Annotated in this window: 18 protein-coding genes and 1 tRNA gene; 14 read left to right on the top strand and 5 right to left on the bottom strand. The window is 67.4% G+C overall.

Features of this window, described 5'->3' with window-relative positions; all coding sequences use genetic code 11:
* The first annotated feature begins 4 nt into the window (after nucleotides 1-4).
* Nucleotides 5-1,414 carry an OB-fold domain-containing protein gene (locus ACOGI5_RS01475; RefSeq protein WP_419862697.1) on the top strand — a complete coding sequence of 470 codons (1,410 nt, stop codon included), beginning with the start codon at nucleotides 5-7 and terminating at the stop codon, nucleotides 1,412-1,414.
* 98 nt (nucleotides 1,415-1,512) lie between these two features.
* Entirely contained in the window at nucleotides 1,513-2,715 is a 1,203-nt protein-coding gene (locus ACOGI5_RS01470; protein ID WP_419862696.1) for an acetyl-CoA acetyltransferase, read from the top strand.
* A 57-nt stretch (nucleotides 2,716-2,772) separates the two neighbouring features.
* Here the strand turns inward: ACOGI5_RS01470 and ACOGI5_RS01465 are convergent, their stop codons facing one another.
* Nucleotides 2,773-4,800 (bottom strand): 1-deoxy-D-xylulose-5-phosphate synthase, encoded by a 2,028-nt coding sequence (locus ACOGI5_RS01465; protein ID WP_419862695.1) that lies wholly within the window; start codon nucleotides 4,798-4,800, stop codon nucleotides 2,773-2,775.
* A 17-nt stretch (nucleotides 4,801-4,817) separates the two neighbouring features.
* On the bottom strand, nucleotides 4,818-5,837 hold the full coding sequence (locus ACOGI5_RS01460; protein ID WP_419862694.1) for a lysylphosphatidylglycerol synthase transmembrane domain-containing protein: 1,020 nt from the start codon (nucleotides 5,835-5,837) through the stop codon (nucleotides 4,818-4,820).
* Nucleotides 5,838-6,011: 174 nt separating this feature from the next.
* Here ACOGI5_RS01460 and ACOGI5_RS01455 point away from each other — a divergent pair, with 174 nt between their 5' ends.
* The 4 genes from ACOGI5_RS01455 to ACOGI5_RS01440 are packed head-to-tail and all read left to right on the top strand — an operon-like array spanning nucleotide 6,012 to nucleotide 10,500.
* On the top strand, nucleotides 6,012-7,493 hold the full coding sequence (locus tag ACOGI5_RS01455) for a TldD/PmbA family protein (protein WP_419862693.1): 1,482 nt from the start codon (nucleotides 6,012-6,014) through the stop codon (nucleotides 7,491-7,493).
* A gap of 44 nt (nucleotides 7,494-7,537) precedes the next feature.
* On the top strand, nucleotides 7,538-8,902 hold the full coding sequence (locus ACOGI5_RS01450; RefSeq protein WP_419862692.1) for a TldD/PmbA family protein: 1,365 nt from the start codon (nucleotides 7,538-7,540) through the stop codon (nucleotides 8,900-8,902).
* Between the two features lie 3 nt (nucleotides 8,903-8,905).
* Entirely contained in the window at nucleotides 8,906-9,631 is a 726-nt protein-coding gene (locus tag ACOGI5_RS01445) for a PHP-associated domain-containing protein (protein WP_419862691.1), read from the top strand.
* A gap of 8 nt (nucleotides 9,632-9,639) precedes the next feature.
* Nucleotides 9,640-10,500: an undecaprenyl-diphosphate phosphatase gene (locus tag ACOGI5_RS01440; RefSeq protein ID WP_419862690.1), complete on the top strand. Its 861-nt coding sequence runs from the start codon at nucleotides 9,640-9,642 to the stop codon at nucleotides 10,498-10,500.
* Here the strand turns inward: ACOGI5_RS01440 and ACOGI5_RS01435 are convergent.
* Both ACOGI5_RS01435 and ACOGI5_RS01430 read right to left on the bottom strand, forming a co-directional pair.
* Nucleotides 10,484-11,101 (bottom strand): hypothetical protein, encoded by a 618-nt coding sequence (locus tag ACOGI5_RS01435; RefSeq protein WP_419862689.1) that lies wholly within the window; start codon nucleotides 11,099-11,101, stop codon nucleotides 10,484-10,486. The two genes, ACOGI5_RS01440 and ACOGI5_RS01435, sit on opposite strands and share 17 nt — an antisense overlap.
* 67 nt (nucleotides 11,102-11,168) lie before the next feature.
* Entirely contained in the window at nucleotides 11,169-11,588 is a 420-nt protein-coding gene (locus ACOGI5_RS01430) for an FmdB family zinc ribbon protein (protein WP_419862688.1), read from the bottom strand.
* Nucleotides 11,589-11,735: 147 nt separating this feature from the next.
* Between ACOGI5_RS01430 and ACOGI5_RS01425 the strand changes: the two genes are divergently transcribed.
* From ACOGI5_RS01425 to ACOGI5_RS01390, 8 genes are all read left to right on the top strand, one after another.
* A complete protein-coding gene (locus ACOGI5_RS01425; RefSeq protein WP_419862687.1) occupies nucleotides 11,736-12,887 on the top strand; it encodes a UTP--glucose-1-phosphate uridylyltransferase in 1,152 nt (383 codons plus the stop codon).
* A 147-nt stretch (nucleotides 12,888-13,034) separates the two neighbouring features.
* Nucleotides 13,035-14,294 (top strand): gephyrin-like molybdotransferase Glp, encoded by a 1,260-nt coding sequence (gene glp, locus ACOGI5_RS01420; RefSeq protein ID WP_419862686.1) that lies wholly within the window; start codon nucleotides 13,035-13,037, stop codon nucleotides 14,292-14,294.
* Between the two features lie 33 nt (nucleotides 14,295-14,327).
* Complete coding sequence (gene moaA / locus ACOGI5_RS01415) at nucleotides 14,328-15,356, top strand: GTP 3',8-cyclase MoaA (protein WP_419862685.1); 1,029 nt, start codon at nucleotides 14,328-14,330, stop codon at nucleotides 15,354-15,356.
* 103 nt (nucleotides 15,357-15,459) lie between these two features.
* Nucleotides 15,460-15,945: a cyclic pyranopterin monophosphate synthase MoaC gene (moaC, locus tag ACOGI5_RS01410; RefSeq protein WP_419862684.1), complete on the top strand. Its 486-nt coding sequence runs from the start codon at nucleotides 15,460-15,462 to the stop codon at nucleotides 15,943-15,945.
* Nucleotides 15,946-15,977: 32 nt separating this feature from the next.
* A complete protein-coding gene (locus ACOGI5_RS01405; protein WP_419862683.1) occupies nucleotides 15,978-16,484 on the top strand; it encodes a hypothetical protein in 507 nt (168 codons plus the stop codon).
* Nucleotides 16,485-16,630: 146 nt separating this feature from the next.
* A tRNA-Ala gene (locus ACOGI5_RS01400) sits at nucleotides 16,631-16,703 on the top strand.
* 130 nt (nucleotides 16,704-16,833) lie between these two features.
* Nucleotides 16,834-17,379 carry a sterol desaturase family protein gene (locus ACOGI5_RS01395; RefSeq protein WP_419862682.1) on the top strand — a complete coding sequence of 182 codons (546 nt, stop codon included), beginning with the start codon at nucleotides 16,834-16,836 and terminating at the stop codon, nucleotides 17,377-17,379.
* A gap of 32 nt (nucleotides 17,380-17,411) precedes the next feature.
* Nucleotides 17,412-18,392, top strand: coding sequence for an NAD-dependent epimerase/dehydratase family protein (locus ACOGI5_RS01390; protein ID WP_419862681.1), 981 nt, complete (start codon nucleotides 17,412-17,414; stop codon nucleotides 18,390-18,392).
* A gap of 4 nt (nucleotides 18,393-18,396) precedes the next feature.
* Here the strand turns inward: ACOGI5_RS01390 and ACOGI5_RS01385 are convergent, their stop codons facing one another.
* The gene (locus ACOGI5_RS01385) at nucleotides 18,397-19,374 is read right to left on the bottom strand and encodes a transporter substrate-binding domain-containing protein (protein ID WP_419862680.1); all 978 of its coding nucleotides are present in this window, start codon (nucleotides 19,372-19,374) and stop codon (nucleotides 18,397-18,399) included.
* Nucleotides 19,375-19,425 lie beyond the last annotated feature (51 nt).

Raw genomic sequence — 19,425 nt, 5'->3', positions numbered from 1 at the left:
CGACATGGCGGAACGAGGGATCATCGGGTACGGCACCTACGTGCCTTACTGGCGGCTCGACCGGTCGAGGATCACAGTGGCCATGGGTGCCGGCGGCGGCCGTGGTCACCGTGCCGTGGCCAGCTACGACGAGGACACCACCACGCTGGGCGTCGAGGCGGCGCGCAACTGCCTGCGGGGCGGCAGCGGCGACGCCTCCGTCGACCGCGTGATCTTCTCGACTTCGAATCCGGCCTACCTTGACAAGACCAACGCCACCGCCATTCATGCGGCGCTCAACCTGCCGTCTTCGGTGACGGCTCTCGACCTCAACGGCGCCCCCCGTTCGATTGAGGCCGCCCTGGGGCTGGCGCTGAACGCCCCAGGCGACAACTTGATGGTTCTGTCCGACATTCGCACCGGTCGGCCGACCAGCGGCGACGAAGCCAGCGGCGGTGACGGCGCGGCCGCATTTCTGATCGGTGACGGCAGCTCGTCGCCGATCATTGCTCACGAACTCGGTTCGGCAACTGAAGTCGCTGAATTCCTCGATCGCTACCGTCAACCCGGCGACGACTTCTCACGCGTGTGGGAAGAACGCTTCGGCGAGCAGGCCTACCTGCCGCTTGCGCAGCGCGCCGTCGAACGTGCCTTGGCCGCTGCTGATCTCACCATCGACGACATCGACGGTGTCTCGGTGACCGGCATGCACGCTCGGGCGGCGCGAGGCGTGTCGCGACTCGCCGGCGACAAGCTGGTGAACGACCTCACGGCACAGATCGGCAACGCCGGCGGGGCACAGACAGGCCTGGTGGTGGCATCGATCCTCGACAACGCTGAGCCCAACCAGAACTACCTCATCATCCGGCTGGCAGACGGCGCTACTGCAACGGTGATGCACACCACCGATGCCATCGCCGACTACGAGCCGTTCCGCACCGTTGGGTCCCAGATCGAGGGCGGCAACGACGCGCTCGACTACAACCAGTACCTGACGTGGCGTGGATTCCTGGATCGTGAGCCGCCCCGGCGTCCCGACCCCGAACGGCCTGGCGCACCTCCCGCATTCCGGTCAGAGGACTGGAAGTACGCCCTGATCGGCTCGCGTGACCGTAGCTCGGGCGCCATCCACATGCCCCCCATGCGAGTGTCCATGGAGGGCGGCGCCGTCGACGACATGGAGCCGGTCCGCATGGCCGACATCCCGGCCACCATCGCAACGTTCACCGTCGACCGGCTGGCGTTCTCGCTGTCGCCGCCCATGGTGGCCGTGGTCATCGACTACGACGGCGGTGGGCGATTCCAAGCCGAGATGACCGACGTCGACCCTGAAGAGGTGCGCATCGGCGACCGCGTCGAGATGACCTTCCGTCGGCTGTACACAGCCGAGGGCATCCACAACTACTTCTGGAAGGCTCGCCCGGCTGCGGGCTGAAGCAGTCCAGCGTGCTGCGGGAGCAGCAGCAAGCAGCACAGCCACGGGCCAGCGGCCATAATGTCAAGTACCCACAACTCACCACAAGGCAGGCACACATGAGTTCACATGGCATTCGCGACAAGGTCGCGATCGTCGGGATGGGTTGCACCCAGTTCGGCGAGCACTGGGATCGCAGCGTCGATGACATGCTCACCGACGCCGCGCACGATGCGTACGCATCCGCTGGCGTCACCCAAGACGACATCGACGCCTTCTGGCTCGGCACGATGGGCTCGGGTGTCTCCGGCCTGACACTGTCGAAGCCGTTGCAGCTCGACTACAAGCCGGTTACCCGGCTCGAGAACATGTGCGCCACCGGCTCTGAGGCGTTCCGCAACGCTGCCTATGCAGTTGCTTCGGGCGCTTACGACATGGTGATGGCCATCGGCGTCGAGAAGCTGAAGGATTCGGGCTACTCCGGTCTGACGGGCGCCCGCCCGCCGAGCGACGGCACCGATTCCACCATCACGGCACCGGCCACGTTCAGCCTGCTGGCACCGGCCTACGCCCACAAGTACGGGCTCGACGAGGACACCATGAAGGAAGTCCTCACCCGCATCGCGTGGAAGAACCACCGCAACGGCTCGCTGAACCCGCGGGCGCAGTTCCGCAAGGAAGTGGCCAAGGAGACCATCGCCGGCTCGCCGCTGATCGCTGGTCCGCTGGGCATCTTCGATTGCTCAGGCGTCAGCGACGGTTCGGCCGCCGCGGTACTGGTCCGGGCTGAGGACGCGCACAAGTACTGCGACAACCCGCTGTACATCAAGGCCCTCAGCTTTGCCTCCGGTCCGGCAACCGGTGCGCTCGACAGCACCTACGACTACACGACGTTCCGTGAAGTTGTGGCATCGGCAGCCGAGGCGTACAAGCAGGCCGGCATCACCGACCCGCGTTCGCAGATCGCAATGGCAGAGGTGCACGACTGCTTCACGCCCACCGAACTGGTCCTGATGGAGGACCTCGGGTTTGCCGAGCGTGGGTTGGGCTGGAAGGAAGCCATGGCCGGCACGTTCGACCTCGACGGCGACCTGCCGGTCAATCCCGACGGCGGTCTGAAGAGCTTCGGCCACCCGATCGGTGCATCCGGCCTGCGGATGCTCTTCGAGTGCTGGCTGCAGCTGCGCGGTCAGGCCCCGCCTGAACGGCAGATTCCGTCGGTGACCGAGCAGGGCAAAACGCTCGGGCTCACGCACAATCTGGGCGGGCAGCCTGGGGCGGCGGTGAGCTTCGTCTCGGTTGTTGGTTCCGAGCTGGGTTAGCTCTCACAACTCAACTCTCGACGGCCCGGGGCTCTTGCTCCGGGCCGTTGCGCGTCGCTAAGCGGTGATGCGGGCGAGGGTCTTGGTTACTGCGGCGGCTATGCCGGTGGCGTCGAGGCCGAGTTCGGCGTGCAGTTCGGCGGCCGTTCCGTGGGGGAGGTAGGCGTCGGGGGTTCCCAATTGAGCGATGCGTGGGACGGCCGGCGCGTCGAGCTGCTGGAGCGCATCGTTGACGAGGCTGCCGAAGCCGCCCACGCGTACGCCGTCCTCCACGGTCACGACAAGCGGGTGCGCGGCAGCGTCGAGCAGCATGGCGCGGTCGAGCGGTTTCAGGACTCTCGGGTCCCACAGCGAGACGTCGAGGCCGTCGGCGCTGAGCAGTTCGACGGCTTCGATCGCTGCGTTGAATGTCTGGCCGGCGGCCAGGATGCAGGCGTCTGGGCCTGAACGGTGTTGACGGGCTTGCAAGCGCACATCGCCCGTCATGACGTCAGACGGCTCTGCTGCTCCGGTCAGCGGGCCCTTGCCGCGGGGCCAGCGGATTGCCACGGGGCCGTCGGTAATCTCGAGGGCTTGGGCGAACGCTGCTGGCAGCTCGTCGGGCGCCGATGGGGCGAATACGGTCATGCCCGGGATTCGGGTGAACATGGCTATGTCGTAGAGGCCGTGGTGGGAGGCGCCGTCGGGGCCGGTGATGCCGGCCCGGTCGACGCAGAGGATGACCGGCAGCCGGTGCAGGCCGATGTCGTAGAGCGCTTGGTCGAAAGCCCGCGCCAGGAACGTCGAGTACACCGCTACGACCGGTCGGAGCCCGGTGCGCGCCATGCCTGCGGCCGAGGTCAGCGCATGCTGCTCGGCAATGCCGACGTCGTAGAAGCGATCAGGGAACTCGCGCTGGAACGGCAGCAACCCGGTGGAGCCAGGCATGGCCGCGGTGATTGCGACGATGTCGCGATTGCGGCGCGCTGCTGCGATGAGCGTCTCAGTGAAGACGGCGGTGTAGTCGCGCAAGACCGGCTCGGCTTGGCGAGCCGGTTCATCGGGCACAGTCGGCTCGGCTTGGCGAGCCGGTTCATCGGGCACAGTCGGCTCGGCTTGGCGAGCCGGTTCATCGGGCACAGTCGGAGCCAGTAACGGCTTGTCGGTGCCGAGAGCTGGGGCACTACCCGTGGCGGGGTCGAACAGGCCGATGTCGTGCAGATGTTTCTCGGTGTCGTGCTCGGCGGGGGCGTAGCCGCGCCCCTTCTGTGTCACGACATGGACGACGATGGGACCGCCGACATACGCGGCAGCGTCGCGGAAGGCCGACTCCATGGCCGAGATGTCGTGCCCGTCGACCGGGCCGACATAGCGAACGCCGAGCGTCTCGAAGAACGCCGGCGGCTCCCACATCTCGCGCATCGCGGCGGCGGCGCTGTCCAAGCTTCGGCGCACGCCATCGCCCAATGGCACTCGCTCGAGCAGGTGGTCTACCGCCCGGCGACCCTGCACGTAGTGAGGCGACTGTCTCAGCCGCGACATCACCGTGGACAGCCGGCTGACGGTCGGGGCGTACGAGCGACCGTTGTCGTTGAGCACGATCAATGCCCGCTGGGCGTAGTGGCCGAGGTTGTTCAGCGCTTCGAAGGCCATCCCGCCGGTCATGGAGCCGTCGCCGATGACTGCGACGACACGTCGGTGCTCGCGACCGGTGAGCTGGAATCCGGCGGCGAGCCCAGATGCCCAGCTCAATGAGGTGGAAGCGTGGCTGTTCTCGACGACGTCATGGGGCGACTCGGACGTGCTCGGGTACCCCGACAGGCCGTGCCGCTGGCGCAGCTTCTCGAAGCCGTCCCGCCGACCGGTGATGAGCTTGTGCACGTAGGCCTGGTGGCCGGTGTCCCAGATGATGACGTCGCGTGGCGATTCGAAGACCCGATGCAACGCAACGCTGAGCTCGACCGCGCCGAGATTCGAGCCGAGATGTCCGCCGGTCTGCGAGACAGCCTGCACCACGAAGTCTCTGATCTCCGCACAGAGCTCATCGAGCTGAGACGGGCTGAGTGCTCGCAGGTCAGCCGGACTGGTGAGCTTGGCGAGGTGCATTCGCGGCCCAAGGGTACTCAGCGTTCAGCAGGCACTTCAGCGGGCACCTTGTTGCGGTTGCGACGGCCGCCGAGCGCCAGCGCCGGGGCTCCGGTCAGGCTCACCAGCAACGTCAGCGCATACACCAGGAGGCCCAGCAGCACCGCTTCGCCTTCGTTGACACCATGTGCATCGAGGAACAGCACGAGCGCGCCCTCACGCACTCCGAGACCGCCGATGGCACTCAGATTCTGAACGATCAACACCATGGGCGCAAAGGCCAGCCAGGCTCGAAGACCTGGATTCACGCCGATCGCGGCTCCCGCCAAGGCCGTCGCGACGACGAGCAGGAATTGATACGCCAACCCGACCGTGAGCAGTCGGCCCGCGGCCCCCGGATGTCGCCGGAACACGCTCAGACCCGTGTGAACTGCGCCGAGCGCTTCCCGGATGCGTGTTCCGCCCGCGAGTCGGCCGAGTCCGCGGGGATGTTCTGCTACCCAGACGATGAACGCGAGCACGACCAGCGTTCCGAGCGCGAGCCCACCGGCGATCTGACCTCCGGAGTGTCTCAGCAAGCCCGGCTGCGACATCAGCGCGGCCAACGTGAGCAGCGGCAGGACGACCCAGCCCGTCAGGCGTTCGATGATGACAGTGGCGAATGCGTTGGCCTGGCTGCCGCAGATGCGAGCCAGCCGGTTGACGCGCAGTACGTCGCCGCCGATGGTGGTGGGCAGGAAGTTCCCGACGAACAGTGCGGCGAGATAGATCGACAGCGTCGAGCGTCCGGACACCCGGACGTCGAGTGTGTCGGCCACCTGCCACCAGCGCATCGCGGCCATGACGAAGGCTGCCGCGATGACCAGGGCGGCTGCAGTCAGCCAGGCGGCCGCAGCGCTCTTGGATCCGACATCGAGTGCCGACAACTCATCGCGGCTGATGAAGATGAGCAGGGCCAAGAGACCTGCGCTCACGCAGACGCGTAGCACCGTAACAAGGCCGTGTGGAATGCGCGACCGCCGCTGCGGAGACTGGACTGGTGCTGTGGCGCCGCGCATTGCCGTCAGCCTGCCGAGCGGGAGTAACGCTCAGGCTGCCCTCCGCAGCGCTCGCCCAGCACGTCGCCCTTGGGGGCACGGCGACGCACATCGGTTTCGAAGCGTTTCACGTGGCTTCGCACAATAGTGTGACGGCGGTGCGGCCCACATACGGCCGTGCAACGGATACATCACGTGTTCGCATCGACTTCTGAGACGCTTGGCAGCTTCATGACACGCACTTCCGACACCACGGCCGCCGCAGAGATCACAGCGGAGCCGCTTGTCGATCTCGATGCCGTCGACGCGACGTTGCGCGCGGCGCTGGACGCAGGCGGCGAGTGGGCCGAGCTGTTCGCCGAGGACCGGGAATCGGCGAGCATGGTTCTTGACGAAGGCCGGGTCGAGGAGATGAATTCGGGCCGCGACCGCGGTGTGGGCATCCGGGTCACTGCCGGTGAGGTCACGGGTTATGCGCACACGTCCGACCTGAGCGCCCAAGGGCTGGCAGATGCCGCTCGTACGGCTGCTGCGGTGGCGACTCGCCAGCCGCGGGGCGGCACAGTGGACATGATGTCGATCAGGGGAGTCGCTCGCGCCAAGCCGCGAGTCGCCGTGCTGCCGGCTTCCGTCGGCGCCGAGCGCAAGGTGGCGCTGCTGCGCGCCGCAGATGATGCCGCTCGTTCCACTCACGAAGCCATCACTCAGGTGACGGCGCGCTACGGCGAGAGTCGCCGCCGGATTCTGGTGGCCAACACCCATGGCGTCTGTGCTGCTGACGACCAAGTGCGGACGATGTTCTCGGTGGGTTGCGTCGCGAGCGGCGACGGCGGCTTGCAGACCGGCCGCGAGACCGTCGGGTACACGGTGGGCTGGGAGCTGTTCGACGACCACGATCCTGCTGAGCTTGCCGAGCGTGCCGCACAGCGCGCCGTCACGAAGCTCGCGGCTCGGCCGGCGCCGAGCGGTGAGGTGCCCGTAGTGATTGCCCGTGGCGGGGGCGGAGTGCTGTTCCATGAGGCATGCGGGCACGGGCTCGAAGCCGATCTGGTGCGTAAGGGAGCGTCGGTGTTCGCCGATCGGGTCGGTGAACAGGTCGCAGCAGCGGGGGTGACGCTCGTCGATGACGGCACGATGGGACCCGAGTGGGGTGCGCTGGCCATCGACGACGAAGGCCATCCCACTCAGCGCAACGAGCTGATCAGCGACGGCGTCCTCACCGACTACATGTGGGATTGGCTGCGCAGCCGCGATGAAGGCCGGGTGCCGTCGGGCAATGGTCGGCGCCAGAGCTACACGCATCTGCCGATGGTCAGGATGACCAACACGTTCGTCACGAACGGTGACATCGACCCGGCCGACATCATCGCGGACACGCCGTGGGGTGTGTACGTGGCGCATCTCGGCGGCGGTCAGGTCAACACCGCCACTGGCGACTTCGTGTTCGGCATGACCGAGTCGTACCTCATCGAGGACGGCGTGATAACGGAACCTCTGCGAGAGGGCAATCTGATCGGCAACGGTCCGCAGGTGCTGCTCGACATTGACGCCCTTGGGAACGATTTCGCCATGGGGAGTCCGGGTACGTGCGGCAAGGACGGCCAAGGCGTGCCCGTCGGCGACGGTCAGCCCACGCTGCGCGTACGAGCGCTGACGGTCGGGGGGACCGCCGCGTGAGCGGCGGGGCACGGCTGCGCGTGAGCGGCGGGGTGTGATCTCGCGTGAACGGACGGCGCCAGCACGACACTGACGAGCTGGCCCAGCTCGCGCGGCAGGTATGCGAGCAGGCCCAGGGGACTGAGCAGATCGAGGTCTGCGTGTCGACGGGGCGCTCCACCACGGTGCGCGCCTACAACGGCGATGTCGAGTCGTTGCGCTCGGGCCACAGCGCGGCAATCGGCGTGCGAGTCATCACGGACGGCCGCCAGGGCTTCGCATCCGCCGGCTCGCTGGACGACGATGTCGTAGCCGACACTCTCGCTGCCGCCCGGCGCAACGTGATGTTCGGCGAGCCTGATCCCCACCAGGGGCTTGCGGAGCCCGACGATGTCGCCCCTCCCGGCTTGGACCTCAGCGACCCGGCAGTGCTCAGCGTGTCCGACGCCGACAAGATCGCAGCGGCCATCGACCTCGAACGCCGCTGCCTGTCCGCGGATCCCCGCATTTCCGGCGTGCGCGTTGCGGCCTGGAGCGACGGTTGGTCCCAGTCGGCACTTGCGTCGAGCACCGGCATCTGCGTGCAGTCCGAGCACGGAAGCTGCTCGGTCGGCGCTCAGCCGCTGGCCACCGATGGCGACGAGACGCAGATCGGCTACGCCGGCGATGCCGCATGGCGGCCCGACGAGCTCGACGTCGACCGGGTCGTCACCGAATCGACCTCGCTGGCCACCGGCCAGCTCGGCGCCACCAAACCGCCGAGCGAGCGTGTGGCCGTGGTTCTGGCGCCGCCGGTTGCAGCGGCGTTCATCGGCGTGGTCGCGAGTGTGCTTGCCGCCGACAGCGTCCTCAAGGGTCGCTCGCCGTTCGCCGATCGTGTCGGCGAGCAGATTGCCGACGAACGACTCCATCTCGTCGACGACCCCACCGATCCGACGACGCTCGGGGCTGCGAACTTCGACGGCGAGGGGCTCGCAGCGCGCCGCAACGCGCTGATCTCGGCGGGTGTGCTGCGCGGCTTCCTGCACAACGCCTACACGGCGCGTCGCTCAGACACCGCATCCACCGGCTCGGCAGTGCGCGGCACGCGATCTCTCCCCGGCGTCGGCACCCACGCTCCTGTCGTCGCTACCGGCGACATCGCAGCAGGCATGTTGTACGAGTCCATTGAGCATGGCGTGCTGGTGCGCGGCGTCAGCGGATTGCACAGCGGCGTCAATCCCACGAGCGGCGACTTCTCGGTCGGCGCCTGGGGGCACCGGATCTCGGGCGGCGAGCTCGCCGAACCGTTCCGTGAGGCGACCATCGCTTCCACCCTGCAGCGAATGCTGCTCGGGATCGGCGGCATCGGCGCTACCGCTGAGCGCCTCGCCGGCGGCATGTCGATGCCGCCGCTGATTGTTGCCGACATCGCGCTCTCGGGGGTCTGAGCGATGCCGCGCCCACCCGCGCCTGCAGCCGTCGAACGACATCCGCATCTCGCAGACAGCTGCCCGGCGGGCTGGGTTCGCGTCGACTTCCACACCCACACCATGTGGTCGGGTGACTCCACGACAACACCGGAAGAATTCGCGCAGTGCCTGTCCGAAAGCGGCATCGATGTGGTGTGCATCACCGACCACAACGCTGTGCGAGGTGCCCAGCAGCTGCAGGGCGAGCTGGATGCGCGCGTCGTGGTCGGCGAGGAGATGAAGACCCACGCCGGGGAGATCATCGGGTTGTTCTTGACCGAACGCGTCCCGCAGGGCTTGGCACCGGTCGCGGCAGCGCAGGCGGTGAAGTCCCAGGGCGGGCTCGTGTACATCCCGCACCCGTTCGACCCGCTCCGCAACAACCTGCGTCACGACGTGCTCGACGAGCTGGTCGGCGAGGGCCTGGTCGATGGCATCGAGGTGCTCAACGCGAAGACGAGCCTGTCCAGCCTCAACTCGCGGGCATCGCGCTATGCCAGCGAGCACGGCCTGGCGCCAGGTGCGGGCAGCGACGCCCATGTGGCTGAGGCGCTCGGGGGCGCATACCTGGAGATGCCCGACTTCGGTGACGACGATCCCGCCGGCTTCTTGGCATCGATGCGCCAGGGCTGGGCCGTCGGCCATCACTACGACCCACCCCGTCGCTGGAGGCCGCGCATCGTTCCTTCGGTGGGGAGCGACGACTAGGGGCTGCGGTGCCGGACCCTGCCGTTGCGATCCTGCTTGGCCTGCTGCAGGGACTGACAGAGTTCTTCCCAGTCTCGTCGAGTGCCCATCTCGAAGTGGTGCCTTGGTTAGCCGGCTGGGATCTCTTCGACGACGAGGTCGAGCTGGAGAACGCCTTCGATGTCGCCGTGCACGTCGGCACACTGGCAGGTGCAGCGCTGTACCTGCGAGCCGACATCGCCCGCTATGGGGCCGCACTCTGGCGCGGCGTTCGCGGACGTGCCGAACGCGACACCTTGATCGCGGTGAGCTTGGCGGCCTCGGCGCTCCCTGCAGCCGTAGTGGGCGTCGCCCTGGAAGACCGGCTGCTCGACCTCGCCGAGCAGCCGCTGCTGATCGCAGCGCTGCTGGCCGTCTTCGGCTGGCTGCTGTGGTGGTCCGACGTTGCGGCGCACGCACGGGGGGCGCAGCGTTCCCAGCACTCCTATCGGGTGCGGGACGCCCTCGGCATGGGCCTCGCGCAAGCAACAGCGCTGCTTCCGGGCGTCAGCCGATCGGGAGTGACCATCACGGCAGGTCGTTGGCTTGGTTTCGACCGGGCTGGCGCGGCGCGTCTGGCCTTTCTCATGAGCCTGCCGCTCATCGCCGGGGCAGGCGTGTACCGCTTCGCAACACTCGGCGATGCTGCACCTACTCGTGCGGAGCTGCAGCTGTTCCTCGTCGGGGGCCTTGCCGCAGCGGTGGCGTCATGGGCGGGCGTTGCTGCCATGGTGTGGCTGCTGGATCGGACCGGTCGCCGCCCGCGGCGCAGCCCGTTCGCGCTGTTCGCTGGCTACCGCCTGGCACTCGCAGCCGCCGTGGCCGTGGTGGCAGTCAGCGGTCTGCGCTGAGCACAATCGGTACCACGACGCCCGTGGCGCTGGCCCGTGCGACCGAGTCGAGGTAGACCGGCTCAATCTCGACCAGCCATCGATCGCGGGACGCGGCGAGCACATAGGCCGGCACGCGAGCGGCATCGGCATCACTGGCGGCGGGATCGAACGGATCGACATCGGCGAACAGCATCAGCTCTACGGGGGTGCCGGGCTTCACATCGGGAGCATGGGGTACGACGCTGATGCCGATGCCCCGGCGTCCCGGGCTCACCCCTGATGCGGGATGGAAGTCGAGCTCGGTCAGCAAGGCGCCCTGCGGGACGGCCCGGGTCAGCTCGCCGAGTCCGAACGCACTGGTGAGCGCCCCGGCGGGCACGAGATGGGCCGGTACGTCGACGAGATCGACATGCTCGGTCGGCGAGCTTCCCACTGCCAGCGAGGTCTGCGCGGCCAGCACGCGCACTGAGGTTCCCCAGGCGGCCGCAGCCGAACGCGCTCGGCCTGCCGTCCCGGCGACCAGCAGGAGCGCCACGAGCGCGACCACGCCCACCGCGGCCCAGTGTGCTGTGTTGGGGCGACGTCTCCACATGTCGCCGAGCTGTGAGATGAACGCCATGAGAGCCTCCGTCGCGAAGCCATCGCAGCGGCTGGGCCGCTGCGGGCTTGTCTCGATGCTGGAGGCGTCAGCCTGACGCCGAGGCGGCCTCCACGGCGGAGCTCGACGCGCCGTTCGACGAGCTGCCGTCCGAAGAGGTCGATGCTTTGCTTGCTGAGTCGCTTGCCGAATCGTTGCTTGTGCCTGATCTCGATGAGTCCGACGAGTCATTGCCGGAGGCCTTCGACGTGCTCCGGCCCTCGCTCCTGCTGTCGTTCCGGTAGAAGCCGCTGCCCTTGAAGCTGATCCCGACGTTGGAGAACACCTTCCGGACCTCACCGCCGCACTCCGGCACTGTTCCGTTGGTCTCGGTCCCGTTGAGCGCTGTCCTGCCGTCAGGAAGCACGGCTGCAGGCAGCGGACACACGGTGATCGGATCGTCAGAAAAGCTCTGGTACCGCTCGAAGGTCTGACCGCAGTCGGTACAGCGATACTCGTAGGTCGGCATGAAATCCCGCCCGGTGTCCGTTGGGGCCAGTAGCTCTGGTCACCCACGGTGCCTGAGCCGCCGAGCAGTGTAGCCCTGGGCCGCAGCCGGCGGCCTCGAATTCCCGGCCGCAGTCGGCAGTCCACCCAGCCTCTAGGTTCTGGCACCGTGCTCGCCTCGGACTTGGCAGACCGGTACGGCATCGACATCGCGGCCGCCGAGACGCTCGTGGCATACGGCTTTGAGCCCGAGACGTTCGACCGCCTGCGCAGCCTGCTGACCGCTCGACAGCCATCAGCAGCGGGCAGCACCGACGCCAACTGGGTGCGCGGCAGCATCGAGCCCCCGCAGCACCACGACTTGGTGCCGCTGCCGCCGCCGGGCTCCGCTGCACGCGAGCAGCTCGCCCGTGCCGGTCGCGAAGCGATCGCCGGCGGGCAGGTGGGCGTCCTGCTCCTCGCCGGCGGCATGGCCACTCGCTTCGGGGGCGGGGTGAAGGCGCTGGCCGAGGCACTCCCGGGGCTGACGTTCGCGGCCGCCAAGCTGGCCGACCTGCGACGCGTCGCGAGTGAGCTGCGCTGCGTCATTCCCTTGTGGCTGATGACCAGCTTCCAATCCGACGGCATGCTGCGCGAGTGGGCGGCTGGGGCGACGACGCCAGACGTTCCCATCGGCATCGCCCCCCAGGGCGTCTCGATGCGCCTCACGCCCGGCGGCGACGTGTTCCGCGACGCCGACGGCGCCGTCTCGCTGCACGCCCCGGGACATGGCGACGCGCCGTGGGCAATGCAGCGCAGCGGCCGGCTGAGCCGGTTCGCGGATGGCGGCGGGCGTTGCCTCTTCGTCACCAACGTCGACAACGCTGCGGCCACACTGGACCCTGCGGTGATCGGCGCTCACCTGGCCGGGGCGAAACCGCTCACTTGCGAAGTCGTCGGGGGCGCAGCTACGGGGGGCTCTGCGTGGCGTGTGGATGGGCGGCTGCAGATCGTGGAGTCGTTTCGCCTGCCGCCTGGCGTCAACCTGCCGACAGCCGGCGCGGTGAACACGAATTCCCTCGTCGCCGATATCGAGGTGTTCGCTGCTGGCTGGCCGCTCACCTGGTTCGAGGTGCACAAGCAGGTCGACGGTGCCGAGGTGGTGCAGTTCGAGCGGCTGATCGGCGAGCTGTCGGCGTTCGTGGACACTGCGATGCTGCGGGTTGAGCGCGATGGGCCCGACGGCCGCTTTCAGCCTGTCAAGGATCCCGCGGAACTCGAGGCGCGCCGACCCGAGATCGCTCGGATCCTCGCCGGACGGGGCATCGACGCCCCTCAGTAGGTGCCGGGCCGATAAGTGCGCCCGCTGCAGGGGCGGCAGGATCCTCTGCTCCCGCGATCCGGCAGGTCGCAACGTCGCAGAGTCTCCTGTCGCCTCTGCAGCTATGACATCTGTGCCTGCTGGCTCGACGCCAGTACATTGCGTCCGATGTTGCCGCTGGAGACTGTGCGTGAATTCGTGCTGGACAGATGCCCCGCGGGCACGCCGGTATCGGTGCCGGTTGCCGACGCACTGGGCTTGGTGACGGCCAGCAAGATCATCTCAGCTGAAGCCATCCCGCAATTTGCGAACACGGCTATGGACGGATTCGCTGTCCGGTCCGCCGATGTAGTCGACGCCCCATGCAATCTGCGGGTTGTCGAGACGATCGCTGCGGGACACGCACCGCAGGTGACGGTGGGACCGGGCGAGGCCAGCCGCATCATGACGGGTGCAACGATCCCCCCGGGCGCCGACGCAGTGGTCATGGTGGAGCGGACCAGCCTGGTGATTCCGAGCAGCACAGCGAATCCGAATCGCACGGCGGCCGACGGGCCTGCGTCCGGAGACGGCACAGCCGAGATCGTGCGGGTGGAGGTGAGCGTTCCGCCGGGCAACCATGTGCGGCCCGTCGGCGACGACCTGCATGCCGGGACCGTCGTGTTCGGCGTCGGCACGGAACTCACTGCGGGACATCTCGGCGTGCTGTGCAGCCTCGGGATGACCGAAGTGGAGGTCTTTCCGCGACTGCGGGTCGGTGTGCTGTCGACCGGAGATGAGCTCGTCGACGACGGCAGCCCGCTCCGGCCCGGACAGATCCGCGATTCGAACCGGCGAACCCTGCTGGCGCTGGCGCACCGGGCCGATGTCGTCCCGGTCGACCTGGGACTGTCACCCGACGACCCCGACGAGATCGAAGCCGCAATCACCACAGGCGTCCAGACATGCGATGCCATCGTCACCTCCGGCGGCGTCAGCATGGGCGACTTCGACTACGTGAAGGCCGTGCTTGACCGCATCGGCGATATGCGCTGGATGCAGGTGGCCATCAAGCCGGCGAAACCGCTGGCATTCGGCACGGTGGGCGATGTGCCAGTGTTCGGCCTGCCGGGCAATCCTGTCTCCTCGATGGTGTCGTTCGAGCTGTTCGCCCGGCCGGGCCTGCGCTCGATGATGGGACATCCCGACCCCGTCCGGTCGCCGGTGACGGCCACGGCCGCCGAAGACCTGCCGCGTCGCTCCGACGGCAAGACCCACTTCATGCGGGTGCTGGCGACGCCCAGCGACGGCGGTGTCGAAGTGCGCTCCGCCGGTGGGCAGGGTTCGCACATGCTGTGGGCGATGGCGAAGGCCAATGCGCTGGCGGTCGTGCCCGACGGCGACGGGGTGCGTGCCGGCGGTCCGGTTGACGTGCTGCTGCTCGACTGAGCAGCCCGCACGCCGCTGGGTACGCTCTGGCCAATGAATGGCGCAGCAGGTGTCGTTGCTCCGGTCAGCGCAACCGATCTCATCGATCCGTTCGGCCGGATGGTGGGAGACCTGCGCATCTCGGTCACCGATCGTTGCAACTTCCGCTGCCAGTACTGCATGCCGGCCGAAGGCATGACGTGGCTGCCGCGATCGGAGATCCTGAGCTTCGAGGAGATCGAGCGATTCGCCAAGGTATGCGTGGAGCGCTTCGGCTTCGAGAGCATTCGCCTGACAGGTGGTGAGCCCTTGGTGCGCGCGCATCTGCCGCGTTTGGTCGAACGCCTCGCCGGTCTGGGCGTCGACGTGGCATTGACCACCAACGGCGCCACCTTGCGCCTGCATGCCAAACCGCTGGCCTCCGCTGGCCTGTCGCGCATCAATATCAGCCTCGATTCGCTGCAACGCGACCGGTTCCTGGAGCTGACCCGACGCGATGAGTTGGACCGGGTGCTTGACGGCATCGACGCGGCCATTGACGCCGGGCTCGCCCCGGTGAAGATCAACACGGTCATGATGCGGGGCATCAACGACGACGAAGTTGTGGATTTCGCCCGGTACGGCCGCGAGCGGGGCGTCGAGGTCCGCTTCATCGAGTTCATGCCGCTCGAAGCCGGCGACGTGTGGAATGCAGATGTCGTTGTGCCTGCTGACGAGATCCTGGCGGCAATCTCGGCTGAGTTTCCGACCGAGCCCGTCATGCGCGCAAACGAGCCCGCCGAGCGCTACCGGTATCTCGACGGCCGCGGTCAGGTCGGTGTCATCGCCAGCGTCACCAAGCCGTTCTGCGGCAACTGCGACCGGGTGCGGCTCACTGCCGAGGGCCAGTTCCGCACGTGCCTGTTCGCGCTCGACGAGTTCGACATGCGGTCGATCTTGCGTGGTGGTGCAACCGGTGCTGAGCTCGACGATCTGCTGTCGACCGCCATCCGCGATGCTGTCGGCACGAAGTGGGCCGGTCATTCGATCGGCCAGGTCAACTTCATCAAGCCCAAACGGACGATGAGTCAGATCGGCGGCTGAGGCCGCCGATCCATCAGATACAGGGGCGGCTGAGGCCGCCGATCCATCAGATACAGGGGCGGCTGAGGCCGCCGATCCATGAGACACAGAGGGGGCTGACGTCGTGGCCGAATCACCGTTCACCCACTTGGACCCGCTCGGCCGGGCACGCATGGTCGATGTGACGCCGAAGGAGGCATCCCACCGCCGCGCGATTGCTCGCTGTCGTGTGCACATGGCAGCCGAGACGGCGTCGCTGGTTGCGCGCGGTGCGATCGCAAAGGGAGACGTCATTGCTGTCGCCCGGGTGGCCGGCATCCAGGCCGCCAAGCGCACTCCGGATCTCATCCCGCTCTGCCACCCCCTGCTTGTCGGTGCTGTGTATGTGAACTTCGAGATCGCCGACACGTGGATCGAGATCGAGGCTCAAGTCGAGACGGTGGATCGAACCGGCGTCGAGATGGAGGCGCTGACGGCATGCTCGGTCGCCGCGCTCACGATCTACGACATGTGCAAGTCGGCCGACCGGTCCATGGTCATCGGCGATCTGGCCCTGTGGGAGAAAACGGGCGGCAAGTCGGGCACGTACCGCCGCGACGTGGCAACCTAGGCGGGCAGGCCCGCCGGCGAGGCAGGTGATGCGTGACACAACTGGTCTTGGTGCTGTTGGCGGTCGTTTGGATCGTGGTGTTGGCGCCGGACGTCGCTCGCCTGTTTCAGCCCCGCCGAAAGGCGACATCTTCGGTCGACCAGTTTCGCCAGCAACTTGACTCGCTCGGCCGGTCCGTGCCGGCCGCAGCGCAGATCTCACAGGAGCATGCACGCAGGCGCGCCGGCGAAGCTCAGCGACGATGGGTGAGCCCATCCACGTCGATGCCGACCACGCCAGCCCAGGCAGCGACGCGTCGGCGCGATATCGGCACGCTGCTGGTGTTGTGCGCACTCGTGACGCTCGCGGGCGCACTCGTCACAGGATCGGCTTGGGCACTCGCCGCTTGTGCCTCGATGCTCGTGGCGTCACTGGCGTTCGTCATGCTCGTGTTGCGCCGACGCCGCGCAGCGCCGACCGCCGAGGTGCACTACCTGCCGCTGCGAGATCCTGCCACCCCATCGACGGTGACGATGATTCGCCGTCAGGCGAACCAATAGGCACAGCGCCGTCAGGCGAACCAATAGGCACAGCGCCGTCAGGCGAACCAATAGGCACAGCGCCGTCAGGCGAACCAATAGGCACAGCGCCGTACGGCCAACGAGTAGGCATCGCACCGCAGGTATATTCGGCGGTCGCCCGTCTCGGGGGTGTAGCTCAGTTGGTAGAGCGCTTCGGTCGCATCGAAGAGGCCAGGGGTTCGATTCCCCTCACCTCCACAGCCTCGACATCGGACGCATGAATCCTGTCGTCTCTCTGTTTGCGATTGCCGTGCCGTCGATCGCGATTGCGCTGTGCCAGTCGATGCATGCCGGCCTTCCCCGACTGCGGCGGGCGCCCAGCGACGGTGTGGCGATCGACGGCCGTTACCGGAATGTCGCACTCAACGGCGGTGTCGCTCTGGCGACCTACGTCGTCGGCATCGTGCTGTTCGGCGGATACCTGATCGATGCCGACCGCGCTTCCCGCTGGTACGCGCCGATGCTGGTCCTGCTGCTGTACGACCTCGGCTATTACTGGCTCCATCGCGCGCTTCACTGGCGACCGCTGATGCGCAGGGTCCACTGGGTGCACCATCGAACCTCGCATCCGACGGCCGTCGATTCGCTGTACCTGCATCCGCTGGAAACAGTTGCAGGGCTTGTGGTGCTGCTGGCCAGCATGGCGGCGATCGGTCCGCTCGGGGTGGAGGCGTTCATCGCGGTGGCGGTCGCGCACTCTTTGATCAATGTGCTGGTGCACGCAAACCTGAGCATTCCGGCGCGACTCGCGTGGCTGACGAACCATTGGTCTTCACGGCACGATGCGCACCACAGCAGCAGCGGCAACTTCGGCACCATCACACCGCTGTGGGATTGGCTGTTCGGCACTTCTGCCCGAACCGAGCGCGCGTGAATCGTCCCGAGCCGGCCAGAGGTCCCGTATTGGTGACCGGCGGGTGTGGCTTCATCGGTTCAGCGATCGTGCGTGCGCTTGCAGATGCTGGCCGGGAGGTGCGTGTGGTCAATCCGCGTTGCCGTCCGTTCCGCGGCGATGTGCAGTTCCTGGATCTCGACATCAGGGACGCAGCCGGGCTGGCTGAGGCCAGCAACGGGATGGAGACCATCGTCCACTGTGCATCGGTCGTGCAGACCCGCAATACCGCGCAGGACGAGATGTGGGAGGTGAACCACGGCGGGACGCGCAATGTCCTGGAAGCGTGCCGGCGTGGCCGCGTGCGCAAGCTCGTGCATATCAGCTCTGCAAGCGTCGTGTACGAGGGCCGGGATCTCGAATCGGGCGACGAAGAGCTGCCGTATGCCACGGTTTCGCTGAGCGCGTACGCGGACAGCAAGATCGCAGCGGAGCAAGACGTCCTGCAGTTCGCTGCGGAGGGGAGCACCAGCGCGTGCGCACTCCGGCCGCATCTGGTGTTCGGCCCCGGCGACACTCGCTTCCTGCCCAACATCTTGCGACGGGCCGACGGGGCCGGCATCCGAGAGGTCGGCACACGCAGCAAGCTCTCCGACTTTGTCTACATCGACAACGTCGTCGACGCAGTCGTGGCCGCGGAGGCACTGCTGGGGCCGGGCAGTCCCGTCGGCGGCCAGGCGTACTTCGTGACCAACGGCGAGCCCATCGCCTTCTTCGAGTTCGTCGAACGGCTGCTCCTGGCGATGGGCTACCCAGCGGTGCGCAAGCGCGTGCCCTACTGGCTCGCGTACGCCGGCGCGGGCCTCATGGAAGCGTTCCACTCAATTGGGCGGACGGGGGAGATCTCAGAGGACGGGCTGTCGCGGTTCGCCGTCCGGTACCTGAACACGCACCACTACTTCCGCATCGACAAGGCCATCCGCGACTTGAACTGGCGTCCCCGGACCTCGCTTGCCGAGGCAATCCAGCAGACGGCAATGGCCGCAACCCGCTGACCTGCTAGCGCGACGGCTGCCAGGAGCCGGCACGCTCGTTGAAGATCTCGCTGTCGGTCAGCCACTCTCGGATGCCGATGCGGCCTGCGTCGGTGAGCCAGGTCACGGCGGAATTGAGCTTGTCGAGCAGCTCGGTGTCGTCCACGCTCACAGCGAAGCCTCCGAGCTCCACGTGTTCATCCAGTGCGGTCACAGCAAAACGGCCGTCGGAGCCGACAGCGGCTTGCGTGTTGCCGATGGTGCCTCTGGCGATGGCGTCGATCCGGCCGTCGCGCAGCGCCGCGAGCAGCGCAGTCTCGCCAGACTCCTCGCCGAGGTAGACGACAGTGGGACGTGTCGGATCTGCGGGCACGAGGCGCGTGCGGTGCTCGAGCTCGGGTGACGCCTGCGCAGCGCTGATGCTCAACGCCCCATCCGATGGGACGGTCACCACGCCTGTCGGGGTGTGCACTTGGGTGCCCGCAGCCAGACGGCCTTGGGCGTCAGCGATGCCGAGCAGCTGCAGCAGCCTGGCCTCGCCAGTCGTCGCCGGCAGGGCTCCCACCACGTCGGTGCTCAACAAGGCGTCATGATTCGGGAGGCGGTCGGCGTCATCGGCGCGCACGAGCAGCGATTGGCGAAACTCGACGTGCGGTTCGGTGAACGTGACCACGGTGCTGCCGTCGGCATCGAGCCGGCGGGAGTCCAGGATGGTGATGCCGCCGCCGACCATGTCGAGGCCGTCCCGCGACGGTAAGAGCCAGATTCCTGGCCACTCTGCGACCGGCGTTCGGTGGAATCTCAGGCCCAGCCCCTCCATCGATTCCATGGCCGTGAGCAGATCAGCTTCGTAACCGACGTGGGTGCTGAACGCCGCAGCATCAGTATCCGGATCAGCAGCGGCGCTGATCGGTTCGAAGAACGCGTAGAAGCCGACACGCACCGTGCGTTCGTCTTCTGTGGATGCGGAACAGGCCGCGATGAGGCTGAGCATCCCCAGCATCAGCCATGCGACTGCACCGATGGTTAGCGTGTCTGTCCGATGGTTGAGCCT

It is taken from the genome of Candidatus Poriferisodalis sp. (genome assembly GCF_965208925.1).
Lineage (GTDB): Bacteria > Actinomycetota > Acidimicrobiia > Acidimicrobiales > Poriferisodalaceae > Poriferisodalis.
Note: the sequence above shows the minus strand (reverse complement) of the source record. Positions and strands in the feature narration are given on the sequence as shown.